The organism is Myxococcus sp. AS-1-15, assembly GCF_020037055.1.
Lineage (GTDB): Bacteria > Myxococcota > Myxococcia > Myxococcales > Myxococcaceae > Myxococcus > Myxococcus fulvus.
Genome location: NZ_JAIQDF010000014.1, coordinates 131,759 through 143,516, shown reverse-complemented (window position 1 = coordinate 143,516; position 11,758 = coordinate 131,759). Strand labels below are relative to the sequence as shown.

The 11,758-nt window shown below is 69.8% G+C and carries 13 protein-coding genes and 1 pseudogene; 9 read left to right on the top strand and 5 right to left on the bottom strand.

Annotation, left to right across the window (positions count from 1 at the left end; translation table 11 throughout):
* Positions 1-36: 36 nt before the first annotated feature.
* The 4 genes from K8625_RS31840 to K8625_RS31825 all read left to right on the top strand — a co-directional run bounded on the left by K8625_RS31840 (position 37) and on the right by K8625_RS31825 (position 4,061).
* Positions 37-1,035: a sulfotransferase gene (locus tag K8625_RS31840; RefSeq protein WP_223784828.1), complete on the top strand. Its 999-nt coding sequence runs from the start codon at positions 37-39 to the stop codon at positions 1,033-1,035.
* Between the two features lie 341 nt (positions 1,036-1,376).
* Positions 1,377-2,159, top strand: a complete 783-nt coding sequence (locus tag K8625_RS31835) for an SDR family oxidoreductase (protein ID WP_223746376.1) — start codon at positions 1,377-1,379, stop codon at positions 2,157-2,159.
* On the top strand, positions 2,156-3,013 hold the full coding sequence (locus tag K8625_RS31830) for a [LysW]-aminoadipate kinase (RefSeq protein ID WP_223784827.1): 858 nt from the start codon (positions 2,156-2,158) through the stop codon (positions 3,011-3,013). The genes K8625_RS31835 and K8625_RS31830 overlap by 4 nt, the downstream gene beginning before the upstream one ends.
* Entirely contained in the window at positions 3,000-4,061 is a 1,062-nt protein-coding gene (locus K8625_RS31825) for a M20/M25/M40 family metallo-hydrolase (RefSeq protein WP_141325651.1), read from the top strand. Before K8625_RS31830 ends, K8625_RS31825 begins: the two co-directional genes overlap by 14 nt.
* 4 nt (positions 4,062-4,065) lie before the next feature.
* Here K8625_RS31825 and K8625_RS31820 read toward each other — a convergent pair whose 3' ends face one another.
* The 3 genes from K8625_RS31820 to K8625_RS31810 form a co-directional block, all read right to left on the bottom strand.
* Positions 4,066-5,304 carry an MFS transporter gene (locus K8625_RS31820; protein ID WP_223746374.1) on the bottom strand — a complete coding sequence of 413 codons (1,239 nt, stop codon included), beginning with the start codon at positions 5,302-5,304 and terminating at the stop codon, positions 4,066-4,068.
* A 71-nt stretch (positions 5,305-5,375) separates the two neighbouring features.
* The gene (locus K8625_RS31815) at positions 5,376-6,377 is read right to left on the bottom strand and encodes an NAD(P)H-dependent glycerol-3-phosphate dehydrogenase (RefSeq protein WP_141325653.1); all 1,002 of its coding nucleotides are present in this window, start codon (positions 6,375-6,377) and stop codon (positions 5,376-5,378) included.
* A 36-nt stretch (positions 6,378-6,413) separates the two neighbouring features.
* The gene (locus tag K8625_RS31810) at positions 6,414-7,376 is read right to left on the bottom strand and encodes a hypothetical protein (RefSeq protein ID WP_223784826.1); all 963 of its coding nucleotides are present in this window, start codon (positions 7,374-7,376) and stop codon (positions 6,414-6,416) included.
* A 186-nt stretch (positions 7,377-7,562) separates the two neighbouring features.
* Between K8625_RS31810 and K8625_RS31805 the strand changes: the two genes are divergently transcribed.
* The 3 genes from K8625_RS31805 to K8625_RS31795 all read left to right on the top strand — a co-directional run bounded on the left by K8625_RS31805 (position 7,563) and on the right by K8625_RS31795 (position 9,312).
* Positions 7,563-8,141, top strand: coding sequence for a hypothetical protein (locus tag K8625_RS31805; protein WP_223746371.1), 579 nt, complete (start codon positions 7,563-7,565; stop codon positions 8,139-8,141).
* Between the two features lie 61 nt (positions 8,142-8,202).
* The gene (locus K8625_RS31800) at positions 8,203-8,556 is read left to right on the top strand and encodes a hypothetical protein (RefSeq protein ID WP_223784825.1); all 354 of its coding nucleotides are present in this window, start codon (positions 8,203-8,205) and stop codon (positions 8,554-8,556) included.
* Positions 8,557-8,589: 33 nt separating this feature from the next.
* Complete coding sequence (locus K8625_RS31795) at positions 8,590-9,312, top strand: double-CXXCG motif protein (protein ID WP_223784824.1); 723 nt, start codon at positions 8,590-8,592, stop codon at positions 9,310-9,312.
* A gap of 101 nt (positions 9,313-9,413) precedes the next feature.
* On the opposite strand, the gene K8625_RS43950 is transcribed toward K8625_RS31795, so the two are convergent.
* Together K8625_RS43950 and K8625_RS43945 are read right to left on the bottom strand one after the other, a co-directional pair.
* A complete protein-coding gene (locus tag K8625_RS43950; protein WP_370640322.1) occupies positions 9,414-9,842 on the bottom strand; it encodes a transposase in 429 nt (142 codons plus the stop codon).
* Positions 9,820-9,984: pseudogene (locus K8625_RS43945) on the bottom strand (transposase); the annotation flags it as partial. The gene K8625_RS43950 and the pseudogene K8625_RS43945, both read right to left, overlap by 23 nt.
* Before the next feature lie 224 nt (positions 9,985-10,208).
* On the opposite strand from K8625_RS43945, the gene K8625_RS31785 reads away from it, so the two are divergent.
* Positions 10,209-10,913: a TIGR02269 family lipoprotein gene (locus tag K8625_RS31785; protein ID WP_223746369.1), complete on the top strand. Its 705-nt coding sequence runs from the start codon at positions 10,209-10,211 to the stop codon at positions 10,911-10,913.
* Positions 10,914-11,663, top strand: coding sequence for a double-CXXCG motif protein (locus K8625_RS31780; RefSeq protein WP_223746368.1), 750 nt, complete (start codon positions 10,914-10,916; stop codon positions 11,661-11,663).
* Positions 11,664-11,758 lie beyond the last annotated feature (95 nt).

Genomic DNA, 11,758 nt, shown 5'->3' with positions numbered 1-11,758 from the left:
TCCCCCCATGCGCCACCTCCCCCTCGGTGCCCGCCCATGAGCACGCTGACCGTCCTCTACATCACCGGCTGGTGCCGCAGCGGCAGCACCATCATCGGCAACGTGCTCAACGAGGTGGCGGGTTGCTTCCACACCGGTGAGCTGAGCTTCCTGTGGAAGAACGCCTACGGGAACGGCTCCAACACGATGTGCGGCTGCGGCACGCCGCTGGTGCAGTGCGCCCTGTGGGCCAAGGTGCTGGAGCAGGGCGTGGCGCCGGGTGAGTCAGCGCAGGGCCACGCCGCGCGAGTGGTGCGCCGACAGCTGGACACGGTGCGCACGCGGCACACGTGGCGCGTGCTGCGGCAGGGCACGCCCTCGCCAGCGCTGTACGAGCACGCGGAGCTGCTCGCCCGGACCTACCGCACCATCGCGGACGCCACCGGCAGCCACATCATCGTGGACAGCGGGAAGTTTCCCTCCGAGGCGGCGCTGCTGCCGCACGTGGACGGAATCACCCCGTACTACCTGCACCTGGTGAGGGACCCTCGCGCGGTGGCGCACTCGTGGACGAAGACGAAGCAGTACGTCGTGCCGATGTCCGCCGCGCGGAGCACCGCATACTGGCTGGGCTTCAACGTGGCCTCGGAGCTGGTCACCCGGCGTCACCCGGAGCGCTCGCTGTTCCTGCGCTACGAGGACTTCATCGCGTCGCCTCAGGCCACCATCGACTCGCTGCTGGAGCTCATCCAGGTGGACCGCTCGGTGAATCCGGTGAAGGGGCGCACGGTGGTGCTGGGCCGCAACCACACCGTCACCGGCAACCCGGACCGGTTCCTCAGTGGCTCCACGCTGCTGCGGCCCGGCGACGATGCGTGGCGCAAGGAACTTCCGGCGAAGGTGAAGACGCTGGTGTCCACGCTCGCGTGGCCGCTGACGGGGCGCTACCAGTACCGGGGAACGCCAGCCCCCGTGGACGTCGGCTCCGGAGCGGAGCCCGCGAAGAATGTGTCGGACGCTCGGAGTGGGAACCTGGGGACCGGGACTCATTCATAAGGCCGCGCTCATCGACGGTGGAGCCCGGGGACCGGGGCTGGCGAGGAGCCCCGCGATGGTGCAGGCCCCACCAGGACATGTCGGACACTTGAGGGAGAACCGTGGAACTGGGACTCATGCAGGAGGTCGCGCTCATCGCCGGTAGCGCCAGTGGACTGGGGCTGGCCGTGGAGCCCGGCGCTGCGGCAGGCCCCGTCAGGAACGTGTCGGAACCTTGGAACCGGGACTCATCCATGAGGTCGCACTCATTGCCGGAAGCTCCGGCGGGCTGGGGCTGGTGGTGAGCTCCGACCCTGGAGCAGGTCCCGTCAGGACCGTGTCGGACATTCGGAGGAAGAACCTTGGAACTGGGACTCACCCATAAGGTCGCGCTCATCGCCGGTGGCTCCAGCGGACTGGGGCTGGCCGTGGCCGAGGAGCTGGTGAAGGAAGGCGCGCATGTCGCCATCGGCGCGCGCGACGCCGAGCGGCTGGCTCGCGCCGAGGCGCACCTGCGCTTGATGTCGCGCGGCGGGAAGGTCCTGGCCACGCGTGTGGACCTGAAGGAGCACGGCGCCGCGAAGGCGTGGGTGGAGGACGTGGCCAGCAAGCTGGGCGGCCCCCACATCGTGGTGACGAACAGCGCCGGGCCTCCGCCGGGGCCTGCGACGAAGTTCGACATCAGCGCGTACCAGGAGGCCATCGACACGGTGATGTTGCCGGCCATCAACCTGGCCCTGGCCTCGCTGCCGTACATGAAGGCCGCGAAGTGGGGACGGCTCTTGCTCATCACCTCGGAGACGGTCGTGCGGCCGGTGGCGCGCTTCGCCCTGTCCGGAACGGCGCGCCTGGGCATCGTGGGGTTTGCTTCCGCGCTGGTGCAGGAGCTGGGCGACTGCGGTGTCACCGTCAACGTGCTCGCGCCGGGCTATACGCGCACGCCGCCCGTGGAGCGCACGGCGGGGAGCAATACGTCGGGCGATGTCGAGGCGGGGCTTCGGGCCATGGCCGCGCACATCCCGCTCCGGCGGGTGGGTGAGCCGGAGGAGTTCGCCGCGGCGGCCGCGTTCCTCGCCAGTGAGCGCGCGTCGTTCATCACCGGCACCGTGCAGCTCATCGACGGCGGCGCGAGCGTCATCGGATGAGCACCGTGTCCCAGCCGGCGCCCCTGGTGGTGAAGATTGGCGGCGCCGCGGGCGTGGACCTGGAGAACGTCTGCGCCGACGTGGCGGAGCTGCGCCAGCGTGGCGAGCGGGTCGTCGTGGTGAACGGTGGCTCGGAGGCGGGCGACTCGCTGCTGGCCTCGCTGGGCATGGAGCGCACGGAGGCGCTGACGGCCTCGGGCAACGTGGTGCGGCTGACGAACGAGGCCACGCTGCGCGTGCTGACGATGGCGTGGGTGGGGGACGTCAACAAGCGCGCGGTGCTCGCGCTGCTGTCGCGCGGAGTGCCGGCGTTGGGGCTGTGCGGCGCGGACGGGCGGGTGCTCGTGGCCCGGCGCAGGCCGCCCTTGAAGATTCAGGACGGGACTCGCACGCGCATCGACCGCACGCACCTGGCCGGGGAGATGACCGAGGTGAACACGCGGCTGCTCGGCATGTTGATGGACGCGGGCCAGACTCCGGTCGTGTGTCCTCCGGCGGTGACGGAGGATGGGGTGCTGGTGAATGTCGATGCGGACCAGGTGGCCGCCGCCATTGCCGCCGCGCTGGGGGCTCGCGCGCTGGTGATGTTGTCGAACGTGGCGGGGCTGCTCGAGGACCCCACGGACCCAAGCTCGCTCATCCGTGAGAGCGATGAGGTCGAGCGGGTCATGGGCTTCGCGAGGGGACGCATGCGCTACAAGCTGGAGGCGGCTCGGCGCGCGCTCGCGGGAGGCGTGCGGTCCGCGCACGTCACGGCCTCGGCGGCGCCCCGCCCCGTGCTGTCCGCGCTGGCGGGCGAGGCGGGTACGAAGCTCACTTCTTCGGGTGTGAAGGTGGCTGATGCGGGTGCGTGAGGCGAGCTCGGAATTGCTGCGGTGGATGCTGGAGCACTACAGCCCCAGTCACCAGGAGCGCGATTTCTCCCGCGCGCTCGCGGACCGGCTGGAGCGTCGCGGCTGGCGCGCCCATGTCGACGAGATGGGCAACACCGTGGCCAGCCTTGGCGACGGCGACACCTGCGTCGCGCTGCTGGGCCACATCGACACCGTGCCCGGCGACATCCCCGTGCGCCTCGAAGGCACGCGCCTGTTCGGCCGAGGCGCGGTGGACGCCAAGGGCGCGCTGGCCGCGTTCATCGAGGCCGCGGAGCTGCTCGATGACTCCGAGCGCGCCGGCAAGCGCTTCCTGCTGCTGGGCTGTGTGGAAGAGGAGGTCGCCATCACCCGGGGGGCGCTCCACGCTCGCGAGCACCACCGCCCGGACTTCGTCGTCAACGGCGAGCCCAGCGGCGCTCACGCCATCACCCTGGGCTACAAGGGCCTCGTCCGGCTGGAGCTGGAGTACCGCGCCGCGCGCAAGCACACCGCGAGCCGCAACTATCGCGCCCCCGCCGAGCACCTCGTCGACGCCTGGAACGCCCTGCGCCGCCGCTGCGACGAGCGCAACCCCGGCTGCACCCTCTTCGAGCAGGACCTGCCCTCGCTCCTGTCCTTCCACACGGGCACCGACCACGACACCGAGTGGGCCACCGCGAACATCAACATCCGCACCGGCCCCACCAGCGACGTGGACGCCCTGCTCGCGTGTCTCACCCGCGTGCCCGACGTCTCGGTGAAGACGGTGTCCCGCAAGGGCGCCGTGTCCGCCGAGGGCAATGACGCGCTCACCCGCGCCTTCAAGCAGTCCATCCGCGAGCGCGGCGCGCGCCCCACCCTTCGCGTGAAGACGGGCACCTCGGACTGGAACACCGTGGCGGACACCTGGGCCGTGCCCACCGTCGCCTATGGCCCCGGTGACTCGGCGCTGGACCACACGCCCGACGAGCACATCGAGCTGGGCGAGTACGAAGAGGGCGTCGCCGTGCTGGCCCGCGTGCTCGCGCTCCTGCCGAACAAGGGCTGAGACGTCAGGTGCTCGCGACGTCCGCCGTACGCGGGCGCTGCCAGCGCAGCCCCACCATCGACAGGAAGAACAGCGCCGCCGCCGTCGCCGTGACGCCACGCACGCTCACCCGGTCCGCGAGCGCACCCTGCGCCCAGACGCCCACCGAGTAGCCCACGTTGACGAGCATCATCGCGAGGCTGCTCACCCGGCCCTGCAGCTCGCGCGGCGCGCGCTCCTGGTTGCGCGTGCTCAGCCCCGTCATCACCACCAGGTACACCGCGCCCAGCACGAACATGCTCCCCATCGCCACGGGCAGCGTGGGCGACAGCCAGTACGCCATCGTCACCGGCCCCATCAACATCATCGACAGGTCCACCACCCGGTCCTTGCCCCAGCGCACCGCGAGGCCGCCCACCAGGCCCGACGCGACGAGCGCGCCCACACCCTGCACCGCGATGAGCACCGACGCGGCGGATGCATCCGCGCCGAACACCTGGAGCGCGAACACCGGCACCAACGCGATGAAGGGCGAGATGAACAGCGCGAGCAGGAACAGCGCCACCATCGACAGGCGGATGCCCGAGTCGCCGCGCGCCAGCCGCGCGCCCTCGAGGATGTCGCCCCACAGCCCCCGGGAGGATGCGGGCAGCGAGGCCCTGGGCTCCGCGCGCACCTGCGCCACCGCGAACAACACCGCGAAGAACGACAGCGTGTTCGCCACCATCACCCACGCCACGTTGCCCGCCGCGAGCAACCCCGCCGCGAGCACCGGCCCGACGATGCGCCCCAGGTTGAACTGCGCCGACATCAGCGTCATCGCGCTGTGCAGGTCCTCCTTCGCCACCAGCCCCGCCACCAGCGCCGTGTACGCCGGCCCCGACAGCACGTGCACGCAGCCATTGAGGAAGCAGATGCCCGCCACCGCCTGCACGGTGAGGCTCCCGGTGAAGGCCAGCGTCGCCAGCACCCCCGCGAGCAGCGCCTGCGACGCCGCACACACCGCGACGTACTTGCGCCGGTCGAACCGGTCCGCCAGCGCGCCGCCCAACGGCGACAGGATGAGCGAGGGCAGGTACGTCAGCGCCGCCACACCGCCCGTCCACTCCGCGCGCCCCGTGACCTTCGTGACGAAGACGCCCAGCGCGAGCACCTCCATCCACGTGCCCACGTTGGAGACGAGCGCCCCCGACCACACCGCGAGGAACTCCCGGTGACGGAAGGCACGGAAGGACGGCAGGTTCGCCAGGCTCGAGAGGGACACGCTGAGCCCGGTTTCTAACAGCACCCCGACGCGCGCCGGAACAGCGCGCGGGGCCCACATCCCAACCCGTGTCAGACGAGCTCGGACTTGGGCTGCCGCGTCATCAGGTCCACCACCGCCATCTTGGCGTTCTTGTCCTCGTAGGCAATCAGGTAGACCTGCTGGCAGATGGGCAGCTCCACGCCCGTCTTGAGCGACAGGTCCCGGGCGCTGCGCGCCGTCTTCACGCCCTCGGCGACCTCCTTCATCTGCCCGAGGATGTCCGCCAGCTTCTTGCCCTTGCCCAGCTCCATGCCCACGTGCCGGTTGCGGCTGAGCTCACCGGTGCACGTGAGCACCAGGTCGCCCATGCCGGACAGGCCCGACAGCGTCAGGGGGTTGGCGCCCTTGCGCACCGCCAGCCGGGTGATTTCGGCCAGGCCGCGCGTGATGATGGCCGCGCGCGCGTTGTGGCCCATGCCCAGGCCGTCCGCCATGCCCGCGGCGATGGCGATGACGTTCTTCAGCGCGCCGCCGTACTGCACGCCCACCACGTCCGTGGACGTGTAGCTGCGGAAGGTCTCCGTCTGCAGCGCCTTCTGGCAGCGCACGGCCACCTTGTCCCAGTGCGACGCGATGGTCACCACCGTGGGCATGCGCCGCGCCAGCTCCTTGGCGAAGCTGGGGCCGGAGAGCACGGCGAGGTACGGGTGGAACTCCTCGGGCAGACAGTCCTCGAGCAGCTCCGTCATCGTCAGGAGCGTCTCGTTCTCGATGCCCTTGGACACGGTGATGATGGGCACGTTGCGCGGCAGGAAGTCCTTGGCGCGCGCGAGCACCTGGCGCGTGGCGTGGCTGGGCGTGGCGAGCACCACCAGCTCCGAGCCGTCGAGCGCCTCCTGCAGGTCCAGCGTGGCGCGCACGCGCTCGGAGATGGGGATGCCGGGCAGGTAGGTGGGGTTCTCGTGCCGCGTGTTGATGGCGTCCACCACCGTCGGCTCACGGCCCCAGAGGCGGACGTCCTCGCAGTTCGCCGCCAGCACGTTCGCCAGGGCGGTACCGAAGGAACCCGAGCCGATGACACTGCCACGCATGAAGACCTCGCTTCGAGGGGGTGGAGGACACCGGCGCTAGAGGCCGGTGACGATGCCGATGGAGACGACCGGCATGAAGGTCGCGTCCTCGGGGCGGCTGCGGAAGTCACCGCCCAGGGAGACAGAGTAGGACGTTTTCTCGCTCAGCGGCACTTCGGCGCCCAGGCGCACGGGCACGGAGCCGGAGGACACCAGGTCCGGCGGCAGTCCGCCCAGGGGCGTGCGCTGGATGGGCTCGGTGTCCAGGGCCACGTGATAACGCACGTCGGCGAAGAAGCGCGTGGCGCGTGGGCCGCGCAGTTGGAAGGTGCCGACGAGGCCGGGCATGAGGTTCCAGTTGCGGCGTCCGCTCAGGTAGCGCGCGCCCCGGTCCTCCAGGCTGGCCGAGCGCAGGAAGAACGCGTGGCTGCCCTCCATCACCAAGCCCAGGCTCCAGCGCGGGCCGCCGTCCAGCGCCGTCCAGCGCAGACCCAGGCGCGGCTCGTTCATCATCCCGTAGAGGGTGTCGAAGCCCGCGAGCACATCGACGCGGGGCAGCACGCCCAAGGCCGCGCGGACGGAGGCGACGGGGAAGCCGAGCGACAGGCCCACGGCCACGCCGCCCGGGCCCACGGAGCGCGCGCCCAGGAGGCTGACGCGGTTGGGGACGGGAGGCGGGCCGGGTGGGGGCTCGGGGATGCGCGGCGTCGAGGGCGCGACGGGGACGGGCTCCTCGTCGTCCGGCACGGGGACGAGGGGTGGGACTTCGGGCAGGCGGGGCAGCGTCGCGGCGTCCGGTCCGGTGGGCGCGGTGGCGGCGCCCGGGAAGCCGGTCCAGGAGGTGTCGTCCGGGGAGTCGTTCCGGGAGGGCGCGGGCACCTGCTCGGCGGGCTGTGGGGCCGAGGGGTCCCACGGTCGCTTCTCGGGCGGCGGGGTGCGGACCACGGGGGCCTGGGCCCAGGCGGTGGCATGCCCGAGCGTGAGGGCGAGCGGCACCAGGAGCAAGCGGACGGAGGGCATGGAGACGGCTGCGAGCTTAGTCCACGGCGCGGGAGGGACACGAGCCGGGTGCGGGACGGAGCGCGACCCTGGGTGTGCCCCGTCGGCTGGTAGGCAGGGGGCGGTGGGAAACGTGTCCTCGCCAGCGCCGCACCGGTCTACCATCCGCGGCGCGCCGGGTGGTGGGCGACCGAGGAGAGCCAAGGGATGAGGGCAGGAGGGCGCGTGGCGTTGTGGGTGACACTGGCCATGGGGTTGGCGTGTCGCTCGCGCGCGACGGAGGCGGACGCGGATGCGGGAGTGGCGGCGCGGGTGGCACAGGTCAACGCGATGCTGCCCGCGTGCGAGGTGCTGCTGCCCTCGGACGTGCGTGAGTCGATGCTGCCGGGCTTCACGATGAAGGAGGACCGGGCGTGTCCCACGTGCGGTCCGCTGTGCACGTTCCGCTCGGCGTCGGAGAAGGACGTCACGGTGTCGGTGACGTGGGACTGCAAGCCGCACTATTCACAAGCGGACACGCAGGCCTTGTTGCAGCCGACGTTGAACCTGGGCGGCGAGGAGATTCCGGCGCTCGGCAAGGCGGCGGCGCGCAGGGCTCCGGCGCAGGGGATGTTGCAGGTGATGGCGTGGGACGACGACACGCCGTGCGCGCTCATCGTCACGTGGCTCGGGGGTTCGCCGGAGCAGGCGCTGGATGTCGCGCGCCTCGCGCTCGGCGCCACGCGTCCGGACTCCTTCCGCGTGCCGACGCCGCCGGAGCCCGAGGTGGACTCCGGGACGCCGTGAGCCGAGAGCGTCACCCCGTCGTGCATCCATGGAATCGATGACCTCGCCCAAGAGCTTCGACATGGAGACGACGCTGCGCCTCCTCGGCGAGGCCGGTGGCCATTACGAACCTGGGTCCAAGGAAGACGAGGCCATTCAACTGGCCGGCATCGCCCTGCTCTATCTCCGGCATACGCATCAAATGGATGCGTTCTTCCGATATCGAGCGGAGTTCTCGGACCCGGCCTCCGAGGTTCGCATCACCCAGGACTTCGCGACGCGTGCACTGGCGGATGAATGGCTCACCAGCGGAGCGGGTACAGACGGAGAACTCGTGCGCATCGAGGGACAGGGCTTCCAGGTCGTGGTCCTCCCCACGGGAAAGCGATTCCTCCGGACACCGCTCCCCGAGGAACTGGGCCCGTCCCGTCCCTAGCCATACGACTCCCGGCCGGGAGCCTCGCCACGAATGAGCCGCTACTTCTTGTTGGACGAGGACAAAGCAGCCACGGCGAGGCACGGCGGCGAACTCGATGGAATGCACAAATGGCGACTGCCCGGTGTCCGCTGCCACGCCTGTGGCGCGACCTGGAGCAGCGTGGGTCATGACCATCCCGAGGTCGACCTCTCGGGGATCACCGAGCACGCTGAGTTCGAGCGACCAAGACCCGAGCCCTTCACGGAGTTCGTGCGCCTGCGGGAGTTGGCCCGCCCCTTCGTCCCACCCGGAACGCCCCTTCCACCAGGAACGACCTTTGGGCCCCTGGTGGGACGCGCCTCGGGCAGGTTCGGCCCCATCGACTGGCTCGGAGGAATCCGGCTGCTGATGCAGCCCGATGCGCTGGAGCGACTTCAAGCCGAGGGCATCCGCGGTCCCCGAGGCTGCCGCACCGAGCTGCGCTTCCGGCAGAAGAACCCACCAGAGCTGCTGGAGATTCAGCTCAACCCCCTAGGGCGACTGCACCTCGACTGCATGCCGCCCGACCATCCACCGCCCTGCGCAACGTGTGGTCGCCTCAACCTCCGGTGGCCCGAGGCCCCCATCCTGGATGCGGCCTCACTCTCCACGGAGCTGGACCTGTTCAGGCTGGGCAACTTCGCCACCATGCTCATCGGCACCGAGCGCCTCGTGGACACCGTGAGCCGCCTGCAACTGGACGGCATCACGTTCCGCGAGCTTCCCATCCGCTGAGCGCACGCCTCACAGCGTACGCAGGTACTCCACCAGGTCGTCGACCTCCGACTCCGTGAGGTCCACGGTGGTGCCGTGCTTGTTGGACGCCCTGCCCTGCATCAGCCAGCCCTTGAGCGACAGCGCGCTGCCGTCGGTGACGAAGCGCGTCCGAGGGCGCCCCTACTCGCCCCCTTCTTCACGGGTAGGTGCGGCGCAGTTCCTGGAGGGCCTAGCGCCAGCTCCCATTTACGCGCTGCTCCCACCGTCTCGGGCACACCTACCGCCTTGCGCCGCACTGTGTCCGTGACCCGGTCCTCGGGCAGGTACAGCCGCATGCCGATGCATCCGCTGCCTCGCCGCCCTGCCAGATGCAGGCTGACGGCCACCTGGCAGTTGTCCGTGCGCCCCAACGTGCCCGAGGACTGCCGGCCACCCCACCGAGTGCTGCCCCTTCTTCGGAAACCCCGTGTCGTCCACCACCAGGGTCTCCAATTCCGGCACCTCGGTTTCCAGTGTCCTCGCCAGCCGCTCTCGCAGCGCTTCGTCACTCCACGTCCCCTGCGAGACGCACTGCTGCAGCCGCTGGCGCATCACCTCCACCTCGCGGGTGTCCTCAACCAGTCGGGACGCCATCGGCTCGACGCTCTTGCGTTCCCCGTCCAGCAGCAGGCCCGTCAAATACGCCTCCATGGCCCGGCGGCGCTCCAGCCGTCCCATGCCGACCACCATCTCATCGAGGTAGGCGCTCAGCGCTTCATCCAGCTTGCACAGATGTGCGGGTGTCTTCCCGACCGAAGATCATGACCGCCACCTGGATTCATGTGACCGGGCAACACTAGCACTGACTGCAAATCCGTAAAAACATGCACTCACAACACGACTGCATCCAGCGATTCAGCGTGGCCGGGGACCTCATGAAGACGCTCAGGTGGTGGGTTTTGCTGCTGCTGTTCTCCGCTGGCTGCGCAGGTGCGCCGGCACATGTTGGAACCGACGACTTGCGCACGGCCAACGTTGAAGACTCCTCGGAGTCCTGCGCCGCGTCAGCAGGGGCGTCCGAGGAGGGCTGCTATGCCCCGTCGTGCAGCGAGGACGAGTGCGGCCTCTTCCGCTGCGAGGATCTCGCCTCGCCGCCGTATGCCCTTCGAGTTGCACCTGCCCGGAGCGCAGACGCCGCGACAGCACGTATCCAACGGTACTGGGGTGGTGCGGTTCCCCTTCCAGGCCGCGAGGCTGTTTTCATCATCCCGTGGTACCGAAAGGAGGAGCTGCCGAGCGTCAAGGCTGCACGGAAGGCAATCTCGGAGTGGAAGCGCCGTGAGAAGGAGCGACACCATATCTTTCCGCGCGCCTTCGAGGCGTACTTCCGGAGGAACGGCATCGACATCCACAAGTACACTCTGCTCGTCGACGTTGCTGAGCATCGGAGGGTTCACGCCGGAAATGATGGCGGACCATGGAATCGAGATTGGCGCATGTGGATTGAGAGTCAGCGAACACCACCGTCTCAAGCGGCGCACTTCCGGCATGGCGGAGTGATGGTCGAGCGCTATGGGCTCATCGGTGTTCCAATGACGTACTGGCAGAAGCTGGCGATGACCGCTGCCGCGGGAGAGTGAATGCGCTACTACGCGCTGAGGGAACGACGCGATGTGGAGCGGTCTAAATGGAGCGGGAGCTTCCACCTCGACCGGCAGTGGGGATTGCCCGGAGTGAAGTGCCCAACCTGTCGGGAGACTTGGGCTGGTGTCGGCTACGACTATCCGACCGTGGACCTCTCCTCACTGACGGAGAGGCGCGAATTGGAACGAGCGCAGTGCGTGCCCTGGGAGCAGTTCGTAAAGCTGAGGGAGCGGGTGTTGCCGCTGGTGCCCCGCGGAGCCGTCGTTGAGCCGGGCACTGGGTTTGGCGCGTTGACGGGGAAGGCCAAGGGGAAGTTCCCCCCGGTGGTCATCCACATGCCGTGGCTACTCCTCATCCAGCCGGCATTGGCGGCGCGACTCACGGGGCTCACCGGCGCCATCCCTGTCCCGACACGCTTCAAGGCACGTCCGGGAGTGGCAGAGCTGCTGGAACTCGAGGTTCAGCCTGGCGGGAGCATTCGGGGAGTCGATGCCGGCGAGCCCTGCAGGACGTGCGGCCGCGGAGACTCCGAGATGCCGCTGCCCCCGTTCGACGAGATGCGCCTGGACAATGTGCCAACGGTCGATTTTTCGAGAGTCTTCCGGACCGTCGTGGTCGTAAGCGAGCGCGTCCTCGAGCGGCTGGGCCGCGAGTTGGAGGAGTCGGAGATTCTCGCGGTGGACGTCACCAGCGACCGACCGACGAGGACGTCGGCCCGGCGAGCCGGTGTTGACGTTTCGCCGTGAGCTGGTGGTCCGCGGCCTCGTCGGCTGCCGCTATCCCGGGCTCGTCAGCCTCCGGGCGCCGCCGAGGCCTCCACGCGCGATCCAGCGCCGCCGCG

Bases quoted from the DNA above. Each gene is read 5' to 3' on its own strand.
- K8625_RS31840 (WP_223784828.1), top strand. From the start codon at position 37: ATGAGCACGCTGACCGTCCTCTACATCACCGGCTGGTGCCGCAGCGGC.
- K8625_RS31830 (WP_223784827.1), top strand. From the start codon at position 2,156: ATGAGCACCGTGTCCCAGCCGGCGCCCCTGGTGGTGAAGATTGGCGGC.
- K8625_RS31825 (WP_141325651.1), top strand. From the start codon at position 3,000: ATGCGGGTGCGTGAGGCGAGCTCGGAATTGCTGCGGTGGATGCTGGAG.
- K8625_RS31815 (WP_141325653.1), bottom strand. From the start codon at position 6,377: ATGCGTGGCAGTGTCATCGGCTCGGGTTCCTTCGGTACCGCCCTGGCG.
- K8625_RS31810 (WP_223784826.1), bottom strand. From the start codon at position 7,376: ATGCCCTCCGTCCGCTTGCTCCTGGTGCCGCTCGCCCTCACGCTCGGG.
- K8625_RS31805 (WP_223746371.1), top strand. From the start codon at position 7,563: ATGAGGGCAGGAGGGCGCGTGGCGTTGTGGGTGACACTGGCCATGGGG.
- K8625_RS31800 (WP_223784825.1), top strand. From the start codon at position 8,203: ATGGAGACGACGCTGCGCCTCCTCGGCGAGGCCGGTGGCCATTACGAA.
- K8625_RS31795 (WP_223784824.1), top strand. From the start codon at position 8,590: ATGAGCCGCTACTTCTTGTTGGACGAGGACAAAGCAGCCACGGCGAGG.
- K8625_RS31785 (WP_223746369.1), top strand. From the start codon at position 10,209: ATGAAGACGCTCAGGTGGTGGGTTTTGCTGCTGCTGTTCTCCGCTGGC.
- K8625_RS31780 (WP_223746368.1), top strand. From the start codon at position 10,914: ATGCGCTACTACGCGCTGAGGGAACGACGCGATGTGGAGCGGTCTAAA.